The 21,120-nt window shown below is 41.8% G+C and carries 21 protein-coding genes and 3 tRNA genes; 4 read left to right on the top strand and 20 right to left on the bottom strand.

Annotated elements, in window-relative coordinates; all coding sequences use genetic code 11:
- Nucleotides 1–203: 203 nt before the first annotated feature.
- The 3 genes from EAG18_RS03385 to EAG18_RS03375 form a co-directional block, all read right to left on the bottom strand.
- Complete coding sequence (locus EAG18_RS03385; RefSeq protein ID WP_125250999.1) at nucleotides 204–2,219, bottom strand: amidohydrolase family protein; 2,016 nt, start codon at nucleotides 2,217–2,219, stop codon at nucleotides 204–206.
- A gap of 132 nt (nucleotides 2,220–2,351) precedes the next feature.
- The gene (locus EAG18_RS03380; protein ID WP_125250998.1) at nucleotides 2,352–2,969 is read right to left on the bottom strand and encodes a biliverdin-producing heme oxygenase; all 618 of its coding nucleotides are present in this window, start codon (nucleotides 2,967–2,969) and stop codon (nucleotides 2,352–2,354) included.
- Entirely contained in the window at nucleotides 2,947–5,868 is a 2,922-nt protein-coding gene (locus tag EAG18_RS03375) for an EAL domain-containing protein (protein WP_185745544.1), read from the bottom strand. The genes EAG18_RS03380 and EAG18_RS03375 overlap by 23 nt, the downstream gene beginning before the upstream one ends.
- Nucleotides 5,869–6,135: 267 nt before the next feature.
- Here EAG18_RS03375 and EAG18_RS03370 point away from each other — a divergent pair, with 267 nt between their 5' ends.
- From EAG18_RS03370 to EAG18_RS03355, 4 genes are all read left to right on the top strand, one after another.
- The gene (locus tag EAG18_RS03370; RefSeq protein ID WP_125250996.1) at nucleotides 6,136–8,610 is read left to right on the top strand and encodes an EAL domain-containing protein; all 2,475 of its coding nucleotides are present in this window, start codon (nucleotides 6,136–6,138) and stop codon (nucleotides 8,608–8,610) included.
- 72 nt (nucleotides 8,611–8,682) lie between these two features.
- Nucleotides 8,683–9,117: a zinc uptake transcriptional repressor Zur gene (gene zur / locus EAG18_RS03365; RefSeq protein ID WP_125250995.1), complete on the top strand. Its 435-nt coding sequence runs from the start codon at nucleotides 8,683–8,685 to the stop codon at nucleotides 9,115–9,117.
- A gap of 79 nt (nucleotides 9,118–9,196) precedes the next feature.
- A complete protein-coding gene (locus EAG18_RS03360; protein ID WP_125250994.1) occupies nucleotides 9,197–9,670 on the top strand; it encodes a chemotaxis protein CheX in 474 nt (157 codons plus the stop codon).
- Nucleotides 9,671–9,692: 22 nt separating this feature from the next.
- Nucleotides 9,693–10,121 carry a secondary thiamine-phosphate synthase enzyme YjbQ gene (locus EAG18_RS03355; protein ID WP_125250993.1) on the top strand — a complete coding sequence of 143 codons (429 nt, stop codon included), beginning with the start codon at nucleotides 9,693–9,695 and terminating at the stop codon, nucleotides 10,119–10,121.
- Nucleotides 10,122–10,153: 32 nt separating this feature from the next.
- Here EAG18_RS03355 and alr read toward each other — a convergent pair whose 3' ends face one another.
- The 17 genes from alr to EAG18_RS03270 form a co-directional block, all read right to left on the bottom strand.
- A complete protein-coding gene (gene alr, locus EAG18_RS03350; protein ID WP_125250992.1) occupies nucleotides 10,154–11,233 on the bottom strand; it encodes an alanine racemase in 1,080 nt (359 codons plus the stop codon).
- 19 nt (nucleotides 11,234–11,252) lie between these two features.
- On the bottom strand, nucleotides 11,253–12,632 hold the full coding sequence (gene dnaB, locus EAG18_RS03345; protein ID WP_125250991.1) for a replicative DNA helicase: 1,380 nt from the start codon (nucleotides 12,630–12,632) through the stop codon (nucleotides 11,253–11,255).
- 123 nt (nucleotides 12,633–12,755) lie between these two features.
- On the bottom strand, nucleotides 12,756–13,694 hold the full coding sequence (locus EAG18_RS03340) for a DUF4097 family beta strand repeat-containing protein (protein WP_125250990.1): 939 nt from the start codon (nucleotides 13,692–13,694) through the stop codon (nucleotides 12,756–12,758).
- 10 nt (nucleotides 13,695–13,704) lie between these two features.
- A complete protein-coding gene (locus EAG18_RS03335; protein WP_125250989.1) occupies nucleotides 13,705–14,184 on the bottom strand; it encodes a hypothetical protein in 480 nt (159 codons plus the stop codon).
- Nucleotides 14,177–14,728, bottom strand: coding sequence for a sigma-70 family RNA polymerase sigma factor (locus tag EAG18_RS03330; RefSeq protein ID WP_125250988.1), 552 nt, complete (start codon nucleotides 14,726–14,728; stop codon nucleotides 14,177–14,179). The genes EAG18_RS03335 and EAG18_RS03330 overlap by 8 nt, the downstream gene beginning before the upstream one ends.
- Before the next feature lie 259 nt (nucleotides 14,729–14,987).
- Nucleotides 14,988–16,721, bottom strand: a complete 1,734-nt coding sequence (locus tag EAG18_RS03325; RefSeq protein ID WP_125250987.1) for a polymer-forming cytoskeletal protein — start codon at nucleotides 16,719–16,721, stop codon at nucleotides 14,988–14,990.
- Between the two features lie 4 nt (nucleotides 16,722–16,725).
- Complete coding sequence (locus tag EAG18_RS03320; RefSeq protein WP_125250986.1) at nucleotides 16,726–17,205, bottom strand: prepilin-type N-terminal cleavage/methylation domain-containing protein; 480 nt, start codon at nucleotides 17,203–17,205, stop codon at nucleotides 16,726–16,728.
- On the bottom strand, nucleotides 17,205–17,624 hold the full coding sequence (locus tag EAG18_RS03315; RefSeq protein WP_125250985.1) for a prepilin-type N-terminal cleavage/methylation domain-containing protein: 420 nt from the start codon (nucleotides 17,622–17,624) through the stop codon (nucleotides 17,205–17,207). The genes EAG18_RS03320 and EAG18_RS03315 overlap by 1 nt, the downstream gene beginning before the upstream one ends.
- On the bottom strand, nucleotides 17,615–18,073 hold the full coding sequence (locus tag EAG18_RS03310; RefSeq protein ID WP_125250984.1) for a GspH/FimT family pseudopilin: 459 nt from the start codon (nucleotides 18,071–18,073) through the stop codon (nucleotides 17,615–17,617). The genes EAG18_RS03315 and EAG18_RS03310 overlap by 10 nt, the downstream gene beginning before the upstream one ends.
- On the bottom strand, nucleotides 18,060–18,470 hold the full coding sequence (locus EAG18_RS03305) for a type IV pilin protein (protein ID WP_125250983.1): 411 nt from the start codon (nucleotides 18,468–18,470) through the stop codon (nucleotides 18,060–18,062). Before EAG18_RS03305 ends, EAG18_RS03310 begins: the two co-directional genes overlap by 14 nt.
- A gap of 324 nt (nucleotides 18,471–18,794) precedes the next feature.
- Nucleotides 18,795–19,247 (bottom strand): 50S ribosomal protein L9, encoded by a 453-nt coding sequence (rplI, locus tag EAG18_RS03300; protein WP_099640397.1) that lies wholly within the window; start codon nucleotides 19,245–19,247, stop codon nucleotides 18,795–18,797.
- Nucleotides 19,248–19,282: 35 nt separating this feature from the next.
- Nucleotides 19,283–19,510, bottom strand: coding sequence for a 30S ribosomal protein S18 (gene rpsR, locus EAG18_RS03295; protein WP_002962753.1), 228 nt, complete (start codon nucleotides 19,508–19,510; stop codon nucleotides 19,283–19,285).
- An 11-nt stretch (nucleotides 19,511–19,521) separates the two neighbouring features.
- Nucleotides 19,522–19,851, bottom strand: a complete 330-nt coding sequence (gene priB, locus EAG18_RS03290; RefSeq protein WP_088531731.1) for a primosomal replication protein N — start codon at nucleotides 19,849–19,851, stop codon at nucleotides 19,522–19,524.
- Between the two features lie 38 nt (nucleotides 19,852–19,889).
- Nucleotides 19,890–20,231: a 30S ribosomal protein S6 gene (gene rpsF / locus EAG18_RS03285; RefSeq protein ID WP_010368810.1), complete on the bottom strand. Its 342-nt coding sequence runs from the start codon at nucleotides 20,229–20,231 to the stop codon at nucleotides 19,890–19,892.
- 206 nt (nucleotides 20,232–20,437) lie between these two features.
- Nucleotides 20,438–20,513 (bottom strand) — tRNA-Gly (locus EAG18_RS03280).
- A 206-nt stretch (nucleotides 20,514–20,719) separates the two neighbouring features.
- Nucleotides 20,720–20,795, bottom strand: a tRNA-Gly gene (locus tag EAG18_RS03275).
- Nucleotides 20,796–21,001: 206 nt separating this feature from the next.
- Nucleotides 21,002–21,077 (bottom strand) — tRNA-Gly (locus tag EAG18_RS03270).
- Nucleotides 21,078–21,120 lie beyond the last annotated feature (43 nt).

The following is a 21,120-nucleotide window of genomic DNA, read 5'->3' as shown; positions in this document are numbered from 1 at the left end:
TTAATTAAGTGGTCTATTTTGGGGCGAGAAAATCTTGTCGATAACACCGCTTCCGCGCCCTGCTCACGCCGAGGTACCTATGTCCTGTAGGCAAGGCAAAAATTTTGCTATTTAGTTGTTCTAAATAAGAAATTTTTAATGCTGTTAGCGTCAGATTTACTTCTTCAAATTGAGCAACTATTAAGTCAAATTGGTATTACTATCTACTTTAGTGAGGGCGCGCTAGTAAATGGCTTCACTCCAATCGCTCGGTAGATTTCAGCAGGTTTAAAGGCTTGCTCACCTTTGATCACCAAGGCTGCCTTTTGCAATGCTGTAATGTCCTTGAGTGGATCGCCGTCCACCAACACTAAATCAGCTACTTTACCTTTGGCAATAGAGCCTGTTTGATGTGCAACCCCCATCAATTTAGCGCTCTCGATACTGGCCATATTCAGCACCTCCGCAGCTGGGATCCCCGCATCAACATAAAGCTCTAGTTCTCGGATCAGGGTAAAACCAGCTATGTTATCGGTACCAGGTACCATAGGCACACCGGCATCATAGAGTTTTTTCAGCATTTTCTGCATCGCTTCGCCTGACTCTTGATAACTGAGTTTAAACTGCTCATCAACATGCATCTCAGCCCCTTTCAAGCCGCGAGCAAATGCAATCGGCATATGCTCGGAGATAGCGGCAAATTCAGGATTGACTTTTTGATCTTCTGACATCAATAAACTTCTAAATGTCGATACCGTCGGATCAACAACCACCTTCTTATCACTGAGTAGCTTGATGAACGCGTTCATCTCTGGACTATCTAGTGATAAGCCTGAAGCCTGCTCTCCCATTAGTGAAAAGCGTTTTTGTGTTCTGGTGTCGACTTCTTCACCAGCTAAAAAGTTAAGGAAAAGCATATTGATATGCTGGATTTCATCATATCCATTTGCAATTGCTTGCTCAGCTGTCATAAAGGCGGGAACATGGCCGCTAAGCCTTAATCCTCGGCTATGTGCTCGTTCAGAAATAGGCTTCACCCAACTTGGATCTATTGAAGAGTACAGTTTGACTTGAACATAGCCATTGTCTGCAAAAAAGTCGACGGTATCCAGCGCCTCTTGCAACGACTTAACGCTCAACCCCGCTGAGTTTTCACTGTATTTATCCATAAAACCCGCACGATATACACGAGATCCTAATACTTGATTAGTATTAAAGAGCGCTTCAATCTCCATAATATTGTCGTGCTCATTACCCATATCTCTAACACTGGTCACGCCGTTGGCAATATTAAGGATGCCGTTTTCTTTTGATAAATGACCGTGCATATCCCAAAGCCCTGGGATCAAAGTCTTTCCTTTGCCATCAATACTAGCCACCCCTTTTGGCTTCTTAATATGATTAGCGACTTCTACAATTTTGCCATCTTGGATCAATACATCTTGTTTTTTCAGCAGCTTTTTTTGTTCACTATCAAACACCGCAACATTTTCGATGAAAAGCTCAGGAACTTGGTGCGTCAGTTTCTTAGCAAGATTTTCAAGGTGCTGCTGTTCAGCTTGCTTTTGGATGGTCTCAAGCTGCTCAAACTGTGCTTTACTAAAACCATCACGTAATACATACATTGCTCCCCAAGTTTGTGCAAAATAATTACCATCATCGTCGTACCAAGCAAAGTTTGGTGTAAGACTAAGACCACTGGTCACTAATAAGTGCACAGTTTGGTCTCCAAGTTTGAGTGTTTTTAACTTCTCAATCAGCATCTTACCTTGGGGGTATACATCTAATTCATATTGATTATTTTTAAGCACGTAACGCATTGTGGCGTTGTCTAGTGCGAGATGGAGGTTAGATGGCACGTAAAAATCTAACGTTGCATCAGCTTTGATACCGGATTCATTGACACTTTTCCACTGCGCAATTCCACGGTTATAACTAAATGTCTCATCAATTTTTGAGCCAAATGCAGAACGCCCTTGAAGGCTGAGCTTGATAGGTAAGCCTTGCTCATTCAGTGTAAGGTTTTCATCGATTAAGATACGGCGGTTATTCCAACCAAATTCAATTTTTGCTTTGTAGTTTTGGTCATCGATTTTTTCTTGTGTAAGCGTTCCCGCCAATCCTTTTTCTGAGTACACGTTATTCGTGATAGTTTCAGCCAGTGCTGCCCAGCTTTGTGCTGCAAGCGCACTTGCCACTAGCAGTGATAAGGTACGTTTTTTTATTATAGTTTTTGTCATTTTATTATTCCTGAATTTCCATTTTTATAGTCAATAATTCTTTTTATAGAGTAAACATTTGAGTCACTCAAAACTATAGCTACGTTAATTTAAATAGAAAATTATGTAACTAAATTTGACAACAGCTAGAAATTACTTTGCTTGAGGCTCATTCAGATTCAATTTAGGAATAGATTGCTTGTTTTTAGCAAAGTGTAAGTGCAGCAGCTCAAAACACTCACATGCTCCTTGGGTAATTCGATTTTCATCAAGGTTTTGTTCTAAACAAAATCGCTCAAGCTTTTCCATCCATGCTCTCCAGCTTATCCCCGCTTGTAAATAAGAAAGTTTTTTATGGTATACGAGCAAAGTTTGAGGCAAGTTAGGATTTTTTAGTAACCGCTTATAAATCATCCCATTACCCATCCTTGAGCCTTGAAGTACATAGACACAACCAATGTATGATTCGATGCCATGTATTGGTATCGCTGGTACTGCACTTGACAGCTTTACTTGAGGAACAAGACTTGTTAAGAGATCGACACCTAGGTCAATTTTCATAAATTCAGGAAGATTAAAAACATTATGGAATTTATTTAAACTTTGCTGCCAAGGAAAATATAAAATATATATCTCCCCAAGTATCCCCAACAGCATTTCTCCATCTAAATCTGAAGAAAAGTAATAAGAAAAAATACTATCCAATTCAATTTTATCGTGCGCAGCTTTGGTCTCTAAGCGTAGTTTCCTATGAAGCGGCATAATTTTCACTATCAATAAACATATTAAAAAACTCAAATCTTGGCATTGGCTTTCCAAAGTAAAAGCCTTGCGCTACATTGCAGCCAAATCCCTCAAGCAGCGTAACTTGCATTGAGTTTTCAACGCCTTCAGCGACAATTCTCAAGTTTAGCTTTTTACATAAATCAATAATGCTACTGACCATAGTTAACGAAGTATTATCCTCAGTCATCGTAAGAACAAATGATTTATCAATTTTCACTTCATCAACAGGTAGTTTTTGTAAATAACTAAGAGATGAATAACCAGTCCCAAAATCATCAAGAGAAAATGTAAAGCCATACTTCTTCAACTTTATTATAATTTTAATTGCTTGCTCAAAATCTCTAATAAAAATCGATTCAGTAATTTCTAGTCTGATTAAATTGGGATTAATATTGAATTTATAAGTACTATCGATTAAGTTATCAGTAAATTGGGGGTCAAAAAGCTGGAGCAGACTAACGTTAATAGAGTAGGTGCCCACTAGTGGCTTGCCAGATTTATCTGCCCACTCCCTTAATGTTTCACATACTTTCTCAAATATAAGGCTACCAAGTTCATTTATGATACCAACTTTTTCAGCCAGCGAGATAAATCTTTCAGGACTAATAAACCCTAACGTTGGATGATGCCACCTAGCTAATACTTCCGTACCTACTACCTTTTTTGTTTTGAAGTCGAACTGTGGCTGAAAATAGACATCTACCGTCCTATGCTTTATGCCCATTCGAAGCTCTATTTCTAGCTGCCCCTCTTCCATGACTTGAAGCTTGTCAGTATCGTCAAACTGATGGTACTTATTTTTTCCCGCTTGCTTGGCCTTGTACATAGCAATATCAGCATCTTGCATAACCTCTTCCAATATAAATTCATCAAAGGGCTTGGTCACAATACCAATACTTGGTGTTGTGACCATTTGACACTCTCCACTGGAAACTGGCTTTGCGATTTCCTTGATGAATTTCGTCGCGATAGTCCCCGCTATCGTCTTATTTACTTCGATATCATCAAAACTATGTACTATCATGACGATAAATTCGTCACCACCAATCCTAACCACTAAATCATTTGCTCTGACACTTTCCAGCAACCGACTAGCCGACTCTTTTAAAAGCTCATCACCAACGCTGTGTCCATAAAAATCATTGATTCTCTTAAAGTTATCTAGATCGATGAATAACAGAGAGATAGCCAAAACTTTTTCATGGCCACATCGCAAATTTTCAAGATATATATCGATATAACGCCGATTATGCAGTTTGGTTAAAGGATCTCGGTAGGCTGAGTTGTACAATTCTAGTCGCTGCATATTGTTTCTGATTAGAATCGCACGCTCCAAGCACTTTTCATATACATAGTGGATGAGCTCTTTGTCTAACTCCGACCACTGCTCCGATTCACCTCTTACCGTTTGATTCCACAAAGCAAAAGAACTTCTTGGTTCTAAATGTCTTTCCCCATTTTTTATTACAATAGAGACCGTATCTGGCTTACCAGCCCAAGCTATCCGACTTATTTGCTCTTTGGCCGCGAAGAATACGATTAAATTTGGCATCAGTTTACTTCTCAGTACCAATACACCAGCCACGTTCTCTGACTCGCTAAACTTAATACTTATGTTAGATGTTTTTTGTAAATTACAACTCTCGTAAAGCTCTTCTTGATTTGATTCAATCACTTCAAGAATAGATTGATACCATTTCAGCTCTTGTGACTGACTAACAGATTGATCTTCAACAGACTGTAAAGCACAGTCTCCATCAAAAATAATCCCAACAGCGTCATAACCTAAGTGTGGGAATGCCTGCTGTARAATAGTTTGAAAATCTCCATGGGAGCCTGCTTTATTTCCAATAAACGCCAGGTCTATTTCATGTTTTATTGTTAGCTTCCTCTGCATCAAATCTATATTCAAAGATGGCGCTAGATAAGAAGAAGCAATTTCAGAAAACAGCTCACAAGAAATTTTTGTCTGAGAAACCATATATGTTGGCGGAACTTTTCGTTCATAATGATGACACGCAATAAGTCCCCACAATTCTCCCTCATACATCAGTGCAGAGCTTAACGTTGCTTTGACTCCCATGTTTTTTAAGTATGCAACGTGCATCAGTGACATACTGCGCAATATACTCATGCTTTGGTCGACAACACTGCCATCGGGAAGTGTGTTTGTCACTAGCGGAACAGGAACTGCGTCCACATCAGCCATTACTCTCAGTGAATTCGTTTTATACAGCTCTCTTGCTTGCTTAGGAATGTCTTCTGCTGGGAAACGCATACCTAAAAAACGAACGTCAAACCCTGCCGCACAACTTTCAGATACCACTTCTCCAGAACCATCTGGCATAAAGCGATAAATCATCACCCTATGGTACTCTGTGTGATGTTGAAATTGTTCAGCTACCGAGTCGCAGAGCTCGGATAAGTTCTTGGCTCCCCTAATGTTATTGACCATCTTATCCAGTTTAGTGAGAATCTCTTGAGAACTTTCAGATTTACAAAGAGGCAGAAATTCAAGTGTGAGACACTGACCAATGCGAGACGCCAAACACTCCCACTCTGTTGCAAGACTATATTTACTAGTTTGAATATCAACCTGAAAGTGCCCTCCATGAGCTGGTATACTATCTAGATCCAATTTACCAGCCCAATCACTCATAGATGAGCCCATTATTTTTATCTTTTCGCCAGTGTTGATTACTTTGTTATGTCGGAGCATTTCTTCAACATTCTCTGAATATGTAATCACTTTTTGCGTTTCAATATCGACGACTATGACAAACCCGTATGGTTGAATAGAACCTATGTATTGGATCTGCTCTTGGGCACATTGCGCGGCTTGTTCTGGAGTAATTTTTTCTTCATGACTGGTACCATCAACCATACTTGCGTTCCTTTGAAGATAAAATAGAGGCGTCATAACTTCGAGCTCTCATGTCCTGAAAAGATAGGCAAGTTTTTGTTATCTAGCAAACATAGTGCTTTTTATTTTTTATCTTGTGTATCGGTACATAAAACCTAAGCTGGTTTCGTATAATTAAACTACACTCCTAATACAAATGTGTAGCTTCGTAAATTTGGAACGATAGCCGGGATAAATGACCATTCTGCACTTAAATATTTGCGACTTTTCCTCTAGAAGAGCAAGTACATGAATAACAAAGTTATTGCCATTAACTTAAAACAGACTCTGACTTGGGGTACCGTACTCTGTGGCTTGCTGATCTCCTCCTTTATTATTGCTTATTCTTATGTAACCCAAAGAGATATGTTACTTAGTACATATCAAGCACAACTCACACAGAGCATGAGGCATTTAGGTAAACACCTATCCACTGAATTTGCCAAGGGCAATATAAATCAGGTTAGCTTAACCCTTGAGGATTACTACTCAGATGATAAATATGCAGCCCTTTTTATAGTTAAAAATGACTTAGTAATAAAACTTGATCCACAGGCAGAAGCTGGTTTTAACTTATTTACTCGCATCATTAAGGAACACAATGCGACGTCTGCGTTAGACGCGCTTGACCTCGTTACTGTTTATATTCCCGCAAAGCAGTATTTTGTTACCGTTATTCCGATGTCTACCATCCTCCCGGTTAGTGATTCAGACGATGTGCTCCGATTGGTTGCACTCTATGATGTCAGCGAGATCTACACTTCTCTAAAACAGCAATTTACCGCCAAAGCAGGTATGCTCATTGCGTTTTTGGTGTTGCTGACTGCGACTTTATTAAGCTTTACCCATTACTTTATTCATAGACCAATCAAAAGGCTGATTGATGTTGGACACGACCTTTCAACCAAATCACTCACCAGCCGTGTGCAGATAACTGGGCAAGGTGAGTTTGCAGTACTCGCTGAGCAACTGAATAAAACCGCGCAAACACTGGAGCAAAACTGGCAACAACAACTGCAAACCAACAAAGAACTGGCGCGTCGCCATGCACTGATGACAAGCGTCTTTCATGCCTTACCTGACTTGTTTTTTATCATCAATACGGATGGCACTATTATTGAGTGTCACACTAGTAAAAAAGATGATCTGTATCTTTCACCAGAACAGTTCATTCACAAAAAGATGGCTGATGTTTTACCTCATCATGCTGCTCGACAGTTTAACCAAGCAATAAATTCTGCAACTCAACAGCATCAGTTAACACAAATAGAATATCCATTGACTATTGACGGTCAGAACAAGCTCTTTGAGGCGCGGCTTTCTCCAATCCCAAACAGCGATCAGCTCGTTATTGTAGTTCGTGACATTACCGAGAAGAAAAAGCAAGAAGAAGTCATTTTACATCATGCTTTTTATGACTCACTCACAGATCTCCCAAATCGTTTTTTAGCTATGGAGCGATTAACGCAACAGCTGTCTACGGCACAGCGCAGTGAAGCGCTGGCTGTTGTATTTTTTATAGACTTAGATGACTTTAAGCGGATCAATGACACTCTAGGTCATGAGATCGGAGATCAAGTCCTGATTGCAGCAGGAGAAAGATTTACCCTTTCAATACGGGAGCAAGATACCGTTGCCCGGCTGGGAGGTGATGAGTTTATTATATTGATGAATGGCTTTGCTCATGTTTCTGATATTACTTGTGTCGCCGATATGCTGGTTAAGTTATTTCATGAACCCATTGAGCTCAATGATAGGGACTTTAATATTTCAATCAGTATTGGCGTTGCTGTCTATCCTCTTGATGCTGACACTCCCGCTGAATTGCTTAGTTGTGCAGACACCGCGATGTACAATGCAAAGAATAACGGTCGTAATGGTTATTGTTTTTACAACCAAGAAATGAGCCAGAAGCTATCACGACAAATTGCCATAGAAGAAGCACTAAGAATCGCATTGGCAGAGGACGAACTCGAAGTTTTTTACCAGCCTCAATTTAACATTAATAATGGTGAAATATTCGGTGCAGAGGCGCTGTTACGTTGGCATAGTAAAACCCTCGGCTCGGTATCTCCTGCGGAATTTATCCCGATTGCCGAACAAAATGGGCTCATCATAGATATTGGTTTATTCGTACTGGCAACGACTATACAACAGGTTAATCAGTGGCAAAAGAGTTTACAGGCGAACCTAAGAGTGGCTATTAACCTCTCGCCTAGGCAGTTCAAAGACCCAAATTTAATTCAAAAAATAGCCCTACTTGTTGATGATCGGTCTATAGCCAGTCACGATATTGAATTAGAAATAACCGAAGGAGTGCTTATTTCTGGACAGGCACAAGTAAAACAAGCATTAGATCAGCTTCATGAACTCGGGTTTAAACTTGCTCTTGATGATTTTGGCACCGGCTACTCTTCTCTTAATTACCTGCGTCATTATCCGTTTGATGTACTTAAAATAGATCAAAGCTTTATTGCTGATATGCTCGTCTCAACAGAGTCGCAGGCATTGGTCACTACTATTATTAACATGGCGCATAGCCTATCAATGAAAGTCGTTGCTGAGGGAGTTGAAACGTCAGCACAGCTTGATATGTTGCAGCAGTTGGCATGTGATTTTGGACAAGGTTATTTAGTTTGTAAACCATTAACGGCACAGCAATTTGAAGCTTTTTTTCGCACCCAAAATACCAACAAAAAAGTCATCGCACATTCTCGGTTATAATTTATCAGGGCAAAGACAAGACTAATAAAAATAATATGTTAGTATTGCAAGGCAGTGTAAGGATTTGAAATCATGAATATAGAGTTACTAGTTAGCAAAGCCAAGCAAGTATGTGATAACCGTGGTGCACGTTTTACCCCAATTAGAGAGAAAGTGTTTCGACTACTAGCCTCAAAGCAAGGTGGTGTAGGTGCTTATGATCTCCTTGAAGAGCTAAAGCTGACAGAGCCCGCAGCAAAGCCTGCAACCGTCTATCGCGCACTGGATTTCCTTTCTGAATTGGGCTTTATCCATAAAATCGAAAGTACCAATGCGTTTATGCTTTGCCATCATTTCGACCATATGCACCCCGTGCAATTACTGATCTGTGACAGCTGTGGAAACGTTCAAGAGTTACACTCTAATACGATTTCTCATGAACTAAACAACCTAGCAGCTGAAACGGGGTTTATAGTCACCGAGCAAACCATAGAAGCTCATGGCCGTTGCGAAAATTGTAAAGATTAAGTGCAGTGGAATAAAAAAACACTACACTTAATAAAAACAGCAACACAAATTTATTTAAAATGCGTAAGGGAAAATCCATATGAATGTAGAATTCATCAACCCCTTTTTATCATCTCTTATCAATGTATTAGCTACTATGGCACAAACTGAGCTAACCCCTGGTAAGCCAAAAGTCAAAAAAGATGAGGTAGCACAGGGTGATGTCTCGGGTGTAATTGGTATGGTTGGCCCACAAACAAAAGGCTCATTTTCCATCACATTTGAAGAAAACCTAGCATTGACTATTATGGAGCGGATGCTTGGTGAACGACCTGATTCAATAAACGAAGACGTCACTGATATGGTTGGCGAAATCACCAATATGGTTACTGGCGGTGCCAAAAATTTACTTGGCGAAAAGGGTTATGAGTTTGATATGGCAACCCCTATTGTTGTATCTGGTGCAGGGCATACTATCACCCATAAGTGTGATGGCCCTAAACTCATTATGCCTTTTACCTCTGCTGATGGTAATGCCAATATTGAAGTCAGCTTCGATAAGCTCGCCCAGTGACGAAAAGATGTTTGTGTAGTCTATGAGTTGGATCCAAAAACAAATAACTCTAAAGCCTCGTAATCGAGGCTTCCATTTAATTGATGATGAAATCATCAGCCAGCTACCAGAATTACATCATTATGAGGTGGGGTTGCTGCATCTATTTATTCAGCATACCTCAGCCAGCCTGACGGTGAACGAAAATGCAGATCCTACAGTGCGTATGGACATGGAGAGCCACTTTAATCACTTTGTACCGCAGAAACAGAGTTATTATCGCCATGACTACGAAGGTGATGACGACATGCCGGCACATATTAAGTCGAGCACCTTAGGTTGCGAAGTGACGCTCCCAATTTATCAAGGTTGTTTGCGGTTAGGTACTTGGCAGGGTATCTATTTAGGGGAACATCGCGACTACGGTGGTGCAAGACGCATCGTAGCCACATTACAGGGGCAAAGGAGTTAAAACGAAGTTTAACTCCTACTCTTCAATATCGCTTAGGTGATATATTCATAACTGACTCTGGGCGTGACATTACAGAGTAATTCATAAGCGATAGTATCCGCACATTGTGCAATTTCTTCCACCGGTAAGTGAGGCCCCCACATCTCGACTTCATCCCCGACAGCAATATCATCTACGTTGTTATCGATATTCACACTGATCATATCCATAGATACAGAGCCGACAATACCGTAACGTTTATTTCTGATCACCACAGGTGTACCTTGCTTTGCATGACGAGGATAACCATCTCCGTAGCCCATTCCTATTACTGCAAGGTAGGTATCCTGCTCACTTTGCCAACGTCCACCGTAGCCTACTGCCTGATGGGCTTTAACGCGCTTAATCGCGATAACCTTGGTGGTCAATCGCATCACGGGTTGTAAACCATGTTGGTTACCAACGCAATCTAGCATCGGAGATACGCCATAAAGCATAAGTCCTGGACGGATCCAGCTCCCGTGAGAGCTGGGCCAACCAATTATACCAGCTGAGTTTGCCAAGCATAGTGGCGCGCTGTTACCAGACACTAACGTATCAAACAGCGTTTGCTGCTCTTGTGTTTTACTATCTTTTGTATCATCAGCACAGGCAAAATGCGTCATGAGATGGATTTGTTCGGCCACATTTTTAGAGCGTTTAAGACGAGAGTAAAAGTGTTCAAACTCTTCTGGCTCCACCCCTAAGCGGTGCATGCCAGTATCGATTTTTAGCCAGACCGTAAGCGGTGCATCTAGGTTTGCCTGCTCAATGGCTTCGAGCTGAGAAATGTCATGAACAATGGTTTGCAAGTTATTGGCTAGTAAAATAGGTAAATCTGAGGGATCAAAAAAACCCTCTAACAGCACAATTGGCTTTGTGATCCCACCCGTTCTCAGTGCTAACGCCTCGTCCACTCTAGCCACAGCAAAGGCATCTGCATCTTGGAGGTGCTGTGCTATTTTAACAAGTCCATGCCCATAAGCATTGGCTTTAAGTACAGCCATGACTTTACTGTTTGGTGCTAACTGTTGTGTTAACTTCAAGTTCTCTTTTAGCGCGGTTAAATTTATCTCAGCACTTGCTAATCGCATATTACTACTCAATTGAAGATTAATATTCGTCGTCTATTGCAGGGCCTGCATAGTTATCAAATCGAGAGTATTGACCTTGGAAAGTTAACCTAACCTTACCAATTGGACCGTTACGCTGCTTACCTATAATGATCTCCGCGGTTCCCTTGTCGGGACTATCGTCGTTGTAAACCTCATCGCGATAAATAAACATGATTAAGTCGGCATCCTGCTCGATGGAGCCAGATTCACGGAGGTCAGAGTTTACAGGGCGCTTGTCTGCACGCTGTTCTAGTGTACGGTTAAGCTGAGAGAGCGCAATAACTGGGCACTGGAGTTCTTTGGCAAGGGCTTTTAGTGAACGAGAGATCTCTGCAATTTCAAGTGTACGATTGTCAGATAAGCTAGGCACGCGCATAAGCTGGAGATAATCCACCATGATCATACTGATCCCACCATGATCGCGGGCAATACGTCTTGCTCTTGAGCGTACATCAGTGGGGGTAAGACCCGACGCATCATCAATATACATCTTGCCCTTTTCCATTAGCAGCCCCATGGTTGATGATAGACGAGCCCAATCATCATCATCTAATTGCCCTGTACGCACTTTGGTTTGGTTGATACGACCTAAAGAAGCAAGCATCCTCATCATGATTTGTTCTGAGGGCATCTCTAGCGAGTAGATCAGTACAGGCTTATCCTGCGTCATCGCAGCATGTTCAGCGAGGTTCATCGCAAATGTGGTTTTACCCATCGATGGACGCGCTGCAACGATAATAAGATCTGAAGGCTGCATACCCGCAGTCATCTTATCCAGATCTCCATATCCAGTACTTACCCCTGTAACACCGTCTTGAGGAGACTGGTATAGCTCTTCAATTTTATCTACAGTTTTTTCTAAGATGTTATGAATGCTTTGTGGTCCCTCAGTGCTCTTGGTGCGCTGCTCAGCAATCTTGAACACCTTGCTTTCTGCTAAATCTAAGAGCTCGTGACTGTCACGTCCTTCAGGGTTGAAACCAGCCTCTGCGATTTCATTGGCTACCCCTATCATTTCACGCACTACCGCACGTTCACGTACGATACTCGCGTAGGCGTCGATATTTGCTGCACTAGGGGTATTTTTTGCAATTTCAGCCAGATAAGAAAAACCACCTATAGTTTCTAGCTGGTTGTTTTTCTCAAGGTTTTCAGAAATCGTGATTAAATCGATAGGTTGACCTAACTCTACCAACTTCTCCATAGCCTCAAAAATCAGTTTGTGGGTTCTGGTATAAAAGTCATGGGAAACCACCAATTCCGCAACACGGTCAAACGCTTCATTATCGAGCATCAAACCGCCCAACACGGACTGCTCGGCTTCAATTGAGTGCGGAGGAACTTTTAAGGTGTCGACTTGTAGATCTGATTTAGCCATATCACAACATTGAAAAAGAGAAGGCCCTCTATTGTATCTGGTCTACTTGCAAGTGCAAACTACAAAAGGCCAGAGTTTAGTTAAACTCTGGCCTTTTGTAGTGCTTGTATCCATAATGCGTGATTATTTTCGTTTTAATTCAATATTGCCACTGACCGTGTCGATTTCAACATCAGCATTACCACCGTTTAATACAAACTCAAGAGAGCGGGCTGGGCCATATTTGGCTTTTTTTGTCTCATCAGCGCTTAATTCGTTGGTTATGCGTCCACCTGAATGAGCATTTATTTCAAATCGAGCTGACACATCACTTGGGAAATATAGTGCAATGTCTCCGCTCACACTCTCCATGTTAATTGCCGCATTATCTAAAAGCTTGTTGGTGTAGAGTTTAATCTCACCATTTACGGTCGATAAACGTAAATCTTTCAGCTCCGCCATTTTTAGCTCAACTTCACCATTTACGTTTTCTAGACGTATCTCCGTTGCTGTAGTTTGCGTTTTAATTTCACCGTTCACGGCGTTAAATCGCAGCTTCCCATTGGAAGCTACATCCTCAATATCACCATTTACTGTTTCAAACTGAATATTACCATTTAACTCTTGGCTATCTATGTCGCCATTTACAGTTTCTAGTGAGATCTTGCCGCTGATCTTATTGACTTTGATATTACCATTCACTGTTTTGATACTGGCTCCTGCGGTTAACTCCGCCGCTTCGACATCAACAATAACACCTTCAAAATCAAGCTCGCTGGTACTCGGCATATAAATCGTTAAATTCGAGCCACCACCTGTTCCCCAGCTATTGTAGCGTTTTGGCATTTCTACGATAAACTCTGTGATCTCACCCGAGGTCTCTAACTTATAGCCTTCGGCCTTATCATCAAGCTTGCCGCTCACCTTAAACAGGTTTTTATCCCATGTTTTAATGATGACATCACCACGTTGGTTCTCAATAATAACTTTGCCGTTAGCAGGGATGGACAGTTCTTTATCGATAGATTCTCCAGCCAATACCAATGTTGGCAGTGCTGCAAGGCCAAAAATTAATGCTTTCATTTTAGTTCTCCTAAATTTGTTGCCAACGAGGTTCATGAACCTTATTAATTAAATCGAGTTGCTGTTGATAAACCTGAGCAAGCATATTTAGTAATGCAGCGTTTTCAGGGTCTTGCTTTAACGCAAGCTTTACAGCCTGCTCAGCTTGTTCAAGTTCTTGCAACTGAGTTTGCCAATCTGAGGTTAGGGCTGGTTGCGCCTCATACTGCACAAGCAAAGATTGTTTTTGCTGCTCAAAAAAAGCACTGATATTTGCCAATGAATCCTGCTTTGGTTGACTCATTATTACTTGCCAAGCAAGAAGACCCGCAAAAGTGCAAGCGGCAATACCAGAAAGCTTTTGCCAATTACTTTGTCTTGGCGACTGCACAGGCTGCGCTTGATTAATCGCGCGCTCAACACCTTGCCATAAATCGCGCTGCGGTGCTGGCTGCGACTGCTCATCATTCAGTGCGGTATGCATAAATTCATCAAATGATGGTTTAGTCATTGTTGTACCACTCCTGTAATAGATTTCTGGCTCTGTGATATTGCGATTTACTCGAACCTACAGCCATATTCAACATATTGGCAATTTCCTCGTGGCGATACCCTTCAACGGCATGTAATACAAAAACCAATCGTGCACGCTCAGGTAATCTCACAATCAGTTTGTCCAATCCGTTTAGCTCTCCAAGTTGCTCAGCACCTTGTTCATCAAGCCCCGATTGTTCAAAGCTCACCACCTTTTGAAACCAGTTTTTTTGCTTTCGAAGGTAGCTGATAGCAATATTACTCGCCACACTGTGGAGCCAGGTCGAAAATTGTGATTGCCCTTTAAATTGATCAATCTTTTGCCACACTTGCACAAAAACTTCCTGACAAGCATCTTCCGCGTGAGCAGGCTCAGCTAACAATCTCAGGCATAATGCATAAACTCGACGGTGGTGCTGTTCAAATAGCTCACGGAATGCACCTTGATCCCCCTGTTGACATCTAGCCACTAGCGCATCAGTTTGTTCTTGTGAAAATGCCGCTTTGGCATTAATTATCATGCGTTTGTTCCTTTGGGTTGATACCTTCATCTTCGCATATCACATGAAACAAACAAAGCCACCAACGCCCAATTACTCATTTCAGCTTTTTCTTTAATACCAAATTGCTCAACTAAACTTTCTATTTTAAGCAAGTATCAAGACTAATTGGTATAAGTACAGGTTTAGACGCAAGCTAAATGAGAAATGGTTTAAAGAAAGATAAAAAAAATGTGCAACAACTCAAATAATACCAATTTGCTTATGCGAATGAATGGTATCAATTTGATGCTTCTTGATCTTCAACCTCATACGGTTTGTAGTGCCAGCCTTTGAAGATCAACTTCGGCTTTCCACCTGATGGTGGCTGCACACCAATTCCTGCATTTTTCAGTGCTTGGTCAAAGTGAATCCCTGTGCCGCCAGTACCAGTAATTGAAGCGCCTCGAACTGTCCCATAAAATTGACCGCTGCCATTTAGTAAGATAGTAGTCAAAGGCGAGTAAATTGCAGCGTACAAAGAAGAGGCCCCGCTAAACACAAATCCATTTGGCTCATCAAAAGAGGAGTAAACACTAAATACTGGTAATCCGCTCTCAGTCAACCCCTCTTGCTCTGCGACTACTTTTGCACTTGCACCAATTGACACTTTTCCCGTAGTAAAAACAGTGAGCGAGCTGCCTTTTTCGATCCAAATTTGGGTATTCCCCGATAATGTCATGTCACCATCAACCAGCCAGATCACATCACCGCCTGAGACCTTTATTTGACCATCAGAACCAAGCTTTAAACTTTTAAATGGAAATGCTAGCTGAGTGCGTTCTGTTGCAGCTCCTAAGTTTTGATCAATGCCTTGAAATAAGTAAATTGCTTTTTCTTTGGCGACATAAACATGAGTGCCATTACGCTCATACACCGCCTGCTTTGGCTTAAAGTGTAAGATCTGTCGGGCGCCAACCTGTAAATCTGTATATTGATTATTAGGATCGATAATACTATTCATGTTGAACGGCAAAGCGAGCGGATCACATTCTTTATTGGGCTTAGCCGGATCATAATCTGGAGAATCTGGGTCATAGACTTTTACCGGCTCAACCACTAAATCTTGCACCCTAAACCTAGGATCCGAGTAATGCACTCCATCTTGTAGCTGTAGCCCTGTATCTTTAAATTGACCACTATCGGCATACTGGATGTCAAAAGCATCCCCCTGCTGATTAAGTATCTCAGCGCCCCACTCCATTTGCGCATCTCCCATTGCGCGAACATAGCCAGTTATTTTTCCACCTCTATGTTTGAAAAAGCCACGGCTATAGACATTTCCTTCAACTCGAATACCACTGGATGAAGGCGAAATATCCACCCCAGTATTCGATCTTACATCGCCAAGGATCGGGGATGAACCTTTTAAATAGACTATCCCGGATGCTTGCACATCACCTTTAATTGGCGAATGTCCAGACAGCACTACATCAGCATCACCAACTACAGTATGCACATCGCCATCGTTGCTTTTGGTTTCTTCGTAAGTGCCTTTTGATGAATCATAGCTGTCTACTGCGCCACTACCTGACAGGTTAACACCTTTACAGCCTGTTACCGCATTTTGAAAAATAGATGCCTTTGGGGCTGGCTGTAGCTCAAAGCGTGCAACTAATCTATGATTAGCATGTTCACCATAGCGTTGACCTAAACTTTCAACGCTGAACTCATTACCACTTGTGGTTACCGATATATTAAAACGCGAGTCATTGATGGCACCATCACCTGTTGTACTAACGCCAGCAACCAATTGAGCAACACTCGTCGGGTTATTTATTAATGACTGCTCCAATCGCTGGCGGTATTCTCTTATCCCCTGCTCAGCTACTAATCGGGCATTAATATCTTTTTGGAAATTACCGCTTAATCTCTCTTGTACAACACCTTCCTTGAGAGAAGCAAATACGACAACACTCGCCATGCCACCAAGCAGCATCACCTTTACTAGTGTAAAACCTTGTTGTTGTTTCATTGTATTAGCTACCTAATCCAGCGTAAAAATTCATTTGTATGCCTGCACCATACTGCAAAGGAAAACGATTACCTTGGATTGTCACCGTGATCAGCTGGCCATTGATGGTAAATGCCAACCCTGTCACGCCTTTTAATAAATTCACATCTCCGTTGCCACGGTCACATACTAAATACTCACCTTGTAAAAAGTAACGCTCAGTATAATCAGTTGATGGAACGCTACCATCACAAGCAGGGACACCAGCTAACTGGTCGATACGAATGTCTGTCGCAGACACTGTAGGGATACTTTGTGTCTGTTTAATGCTGCGCATCATTACCCGATTGGTATAGCGAATGATTTCTTGTGAAGCCGCAAGTCGCTGGCTTGTTGTTACAGTCTCTTTAATGGATGTATAAGATGCAGCGATTCCCGTAACTAATATCAGGCCAACCACCATAGCAATCATCAGCTCAAGCAGCGTATATCCTTTATGGCGCATTAGCTACCTCCAGGCGGTGGTGGGCATGTATTCGCAACATTTGGATAGCTAGCAGTTAGAGAAACTTGATTTTCTGCAGGATTGTCTACTCTGTTGTCCTGCCAGCTCACCGTAATCTGCATGTTGTTACTATAAATCGCAGGCAGAATCAGCGTAAAACGATCATCAATTGGGTGTAGTTGCTGGATCAAAGGGTTTGCAGTGGTCAAATCACTATTATTGTGCTGTAACTCACACAGCAAAGGCCATATTCTTTCAATCGCATTTTGCCCATGTATTAATGCCATAGTGTATTGAAAACTATTGGAAGCAAACTGCAGTGACTTTAATTGTGTTGCAGCAAGGCCTAGCAGCATCAACCCTGCCACTAACATAGATACCACAACCTCAATAAGTGAAAACCCTTTATTTAGCTGCAATTTTGCTCTGCCTCATCTAACCAACTCTGACCGCTCACCAGTACGCACAACCGGTAGTCCTGCGTATTTGTCAGGTTATCTGTAATAAGTATGTTATTTGTCGCTAATACCTCACCACTTTCACGCACTATTTGCTCGGCTAACGACACTTCTATTGAGCTGTGCTTAATCGTAAAACGACCCACTTCTGTTAGCTGACCATTTTCTGTCGTTTTAATTACCCAATCACCACTTTCAACAACCAAAGCAACTTGTTGTTCACGTCTGACGGCTTCGCTCCTAGCTAAACGAAAGATAGCTTGTAATTCATTAGCATGAGTGGTCACTCTATCTTGTTGAATTTGTTTAATAAAACTAGGTGCAGCTACTGAAGCCAAAATGGCTAATATAGCCATAGAGATTAACAACTCAAGCAAGGTAAAGCCGCGGCGACACTTACCAACAGTCATTATTATTTGCTCCTTGGTTTCCCTGATGGTTAATACTTAACACACCACATCTATCAGCTGCTTGTGCCTTACCTGCTATTGGTGTGGCGGTGAGCCGATAGCTTAAGTTTCGGTACTGACCTACAGCGCCATTAGGTTTATCCAGCGGAATATAAGCAAAGGAATACAGATCTGATTGTGGCAAATTAGGCATCAAGTCCGCATCAGGGTAGCCACCATTGCGACTATAAATGCGCTCTATCACAGCAGCAGTTTCTAGCAACTGTTGCTGTGCTTGAGAACGATTTGCATCTTGAACGTATTGCACATACGACGGATATGCAAAGCTTGCTGTAATCGTCACGATAGCCACTGCTATTAACAACTCAGTTAATGTAAAACCTTTATTCACAGGCATTTATATATTCCACCACCAATTTGATAGCGCTGTCATTATAATTACTTTATGACAGACAAAAGACAAAGAAAAGGACAAGCCTATAATATGTAAACATAACATGAAGCCAAAGTTTCTAAAAAAGAAACTTATTACACCATATTACAACTGAACTACCTCGTTTGTAGAGGTATCCGTTAGCGAGAGGATCATCCATGTCATACCTGAAATTGGTATGATTAAGATTATTATTATGATTTTTTTGAAGGGGTACTTAATATAGGTCAATTAAGTGATAAAAAGCCGTGTATAAAAACACACGGCTTTTTTGGGCTTAATTAAAAATTAAGCTTCAGCGATTACGATTACTTTGATCGTAGCTGTAACGTCAGAGTGTACTTGGATAGCTACGTCGAACTCGCCAGTCTCACGGATAGTACCAAGAGGTAGACGAACTTCTGACTTAGATACCTCAACACCTACTGCAGAGATAGCATCAGCAATATCGCGAGTACCGATAGAACCGAATAGCTTACCTTCGTCACCCGCTTTAGAAACTAGAGTTACTTCAGCTAGTGCTTCTAGTTTTTCAGCGCGTGCCTGTGCAGCAACTAGCTCTTCAGCGATTTTCGCTTCAAGCTCAGCGCGACGTGCTTCGAAAGTTTCAATGTTAGCTTTAGTTGCAGGAACTGCTTTACCCTTAGGGAATAAGAAGTTACGTGCGAAGCCAGATTTAACATTAACCTGATCACCTAGGCTACCTAGGTTTGCAATTTTGTCTAGTAGAATAACTTGCATGTCTCTACACCTTTTAAAAACTAGTAATCAGCTGCTTACTTGTGTAAGTCAGTGTATGGAAGAAGGGCTAGGTAGCGAGCACGCTTAATAGCAGTTGCTAGCTGACGCTGGTATTTAGCGCTAGTACCTGTGATACGGCTAGGTACGATTTTGCCACTTTCTGTTACGTAGTTTCTAAGAGTAGCCAGATCTTTGTAATCAATTTGTTGTACGCCTTCCGCTTTGAAACGGCAGAACTTACGACGTCTGAAATAACGTGCCATGAGTAATTTCCTCAATTAATTCTTTCAATATGTTGTGCGTGCAATACTAGCTGACTTAAGCCATTTCGGCTCTCGTGGCGATTTATAAAACCGCGAACTTGTAATGCTTGCCCAACGTATAAATGCTCAGTTTGGTTTCGGAACTGTTCTCCACTGGCAACCACTTGAATACGCACGTAGGCATTTCGAGTTAGGTCAGCCTCTAGCTGCATTGATTTGTGCTCAAGTACAAATATACAGTGCGGGATCCCAGCTGGGCTTTGACTAAATTTAGGTGTTTTACAAATCACGCCCGAGAGCAGATATTGATTGGTATACAGGTCAACCTGAGTACTCACCATTACCTCGAAAGGTTAGTCAAATCCGAAATCAACAACGATTAAGCAGAAGCTGCTTCTTTTTTCTCTTCTTTTGCAAGAGGAGATGCTTCAGTTACTGCATTTTTAGTACGCATAACTAGGTTACGAAGCACTGCATCGTTGTAGCGGAAAGAAGTTTCAAGCTCGTTGATTACTTCAGTTGGTGCTTCAACGTTCAATAGAACATAGTGTGCTTTGTGAAGCTTTTCGATTGGGTAAGCCAGTTGACGACGACCCCAGTCTTCTAGACGGTGGATAGTACCGCCAGCTTCAGTGATAGCACCAGTATAACGCTCGATCATACCAGGTACTTGCTCACTTTGATCTGGGTGAACCATGAATACGATTTCGTAATGACGCATGGATATTCCTTACGGTTAGTATAGCCTTGTCCCGTTTCGGCCAGTCGGGGTAAGGCAAGGAACGATAATAGTAGGGCCGAAAGAGCGCGTATTTTACGTGCCGAACTAAAATTAAGCAATCAGTTTATTGCAAAAATTTGGTGGAATATGTGTGTATTTTAAAAGCGAATAGGAAGTGTTTGATGAATATAGAAATTTAGAAGAGTTGGAGCGGCACACGAGGTTCGAACTCGTGACCTCGACCTTGGCAAGGTCGCGCTCTACCAGCTGAGCTAGTGCCGCATCACAATATTTAGCTCTGGATTTGTCGGTAATTACGCAAGGCCGCGTTGATTACCTACTGCAGCTGAGCTAGTGCCGCATCAAAATATTTAGCTCTGGATTTGTTGGTAACTCCGCAAGGTCGCGTTTATTACCTACTGCAGCTGAGCTAGTGCCACATCACATTATATTCTTTATTTTTTCAGTCGAATATAAACTGAGAAGTTTGGAGCGGCACACGAGGTTCGAACTCGTGACCTCGACCTTGGCAAGGTCGCGCTCTACCAGCTGAGCTAGTGCCGCATCACAATATTTAGCTCTGGATTTGTCGGTAACTACGCTAGGTCGCGTTGATTACCTACTGCAGCTGAGCTAGTGCCGCATTACAATATTTAGCTTTGGATTTGTTGGTAACTACGCTAGGTCGCGTTGATTACCTACTGCAGCTGAGCTAGTGCCGCATTACATCATATTCTGTATCTTTCCAGTCGAATATAAACTGAGAAGTTTGGAGCGGCACACGAGGTTCGAACTCGTGACCTCGACCTTGGCAAGGTCGCGCTCTACCAGCTGAGCTAGTGCCGCATCACATTATTTAGCTCTGGATTTGTTGGTAACTACGCTAGGT

Origin of the sequence: Pseudoalteromonas sp. J010 (assembly GCF_003934235.1) — a bacterium.
GTDB lineage: Bacteria > Pseudomonadota > Gammaproteobacteria > Enterobacterales > Alteromonadaceae > Pseudoalteromonas > Pseudoalteromonas peptidolytica.
Note: the sequence above shows the minus strand (reverse complement) of the source record. Positions and strands in the feature narration are given on the sequence as shown.

Bases quoted from the DNA above. Each gene is read 5' to 3' on its own strand.
- alr (WP_125250992.1), bottom strand. From the start codon at position 11,233: ATGCGATTAGCAAGTGCTGAGATAAATTTAACCGCGCTAAAAGAGAAC.
- rplI (WP_099640397.1), bottom strand. From the start codon at position 19,247: ATGCAAGTTATTCTACTAGACAAAATTGCAAACCTAGGTAGCCTAGGT.
- EAG18_RS03325 (WP_125250987.1), bottom strand. From the start codon at position 16,721: ATGAAACAACAACAAGGTTTTACACTAGTAAAGGTGATGCTGCTTGGT.
- zur (WP_125250995.1), top strand. From the start codon at position 8,683: ATGAATATAGAGTTACTAGTTAGCAAAGCCAAGCAAGTATGTGATAAC.
- EAG18_RS03355 (WP_125250993.1), top strand. From the start codon at position 9,693: ATGAGTTGGATCCAAAAACAAATAACTCTAAAGCCTCGTAATCGAGGC.
- rpsR (WP_002962753.1), bottom strand. From the start codon at position 19,510: ATGGCACGTTATTTCAGACGTCGTAAGTTCTGCCGTTTCAAAGCGGAA.
- dnaB (WP_125250991.1), bottom strand. From the start codon at position 12,632: ATGGCTAAATCAGATCTACAAGTCGACACCTTAAAAGTTCCTCCGCAC.
- EAG18_RS03305 (WP_125250983.1), bottom strand. From the start codon at position 18,470: ATGCCTGTGAATAAAGGTTTTACATTAACTGAGTTGTTAATAGCAGTG.
- rpsF (WP_010368810.1), bottom strand. From the start codon at position 20,231: ATGCGTCATTACGAAATCGTATTCATGGTTCACCCAGATCAAAGTGAG.
- EAG18_RS03320 (WP_125250986.1), bottom strand. From the start codon at position 17,205: ATGCGCCATAAAGGATATACGCTGCTTGAGCTGATGATTGCTATGGTG.
- EAG18_RS03335 (WP_125250989.1), bottom strand. From the start codon at position 14,184: ATGACTAAACCATCATTTGATGAATTTATGCATACCGCACTGAATGAT.
- EAG18_RS03310 (WP_125250984.1), bottom strand. From the start codon at position 18,073: ATGACTGTTGGTAAGTGTCGCCGCGGCTTTACCTTGCTTGAGTTGTTA.
- priB (WP_088531731.1), bottom strand. From the start codon at position 19,851: ATGGTGAGTACTCAGGTTGACCTGTATACCAATCAATATCTGCTCTCG.
- EAG18_RS03370 (WP_125250996.1), top strand. From the start codon at position 6,136: ATGAATAACAAAGTTATTGCCATTAACTTAAAACAGACTCTGACTTGG.
- EAG18_RS03385 (WP_125250999.1), bottom strand. From the start codon at position 2,219: ATGACAAAAACTATAATAAAAAAACGTACCTTATCACTGCTAGTGGCA.
- EAG18_RS03360 (WP_125250994.1), top strand. From the start codon at position 9,197: ATGAATGTAGAATTCATCAACCCCTTTTTATCATCTCTTATCAATGTA.
- EAG18_RS03330 (WP_125250988.1), bottom strand. From the start codon at position 14,728: ATGATAATTAATGCCAAAGCGGCATTTTCACAAGAACAAACTGATGCG.
- EAG18_RS03340 (WP_125250990.1), bottom strand. From the start codon at position 13,694: ATGAAAGCATTAATTTTTGGCCTTGCAGCACTGCCAACATTGGTATTG.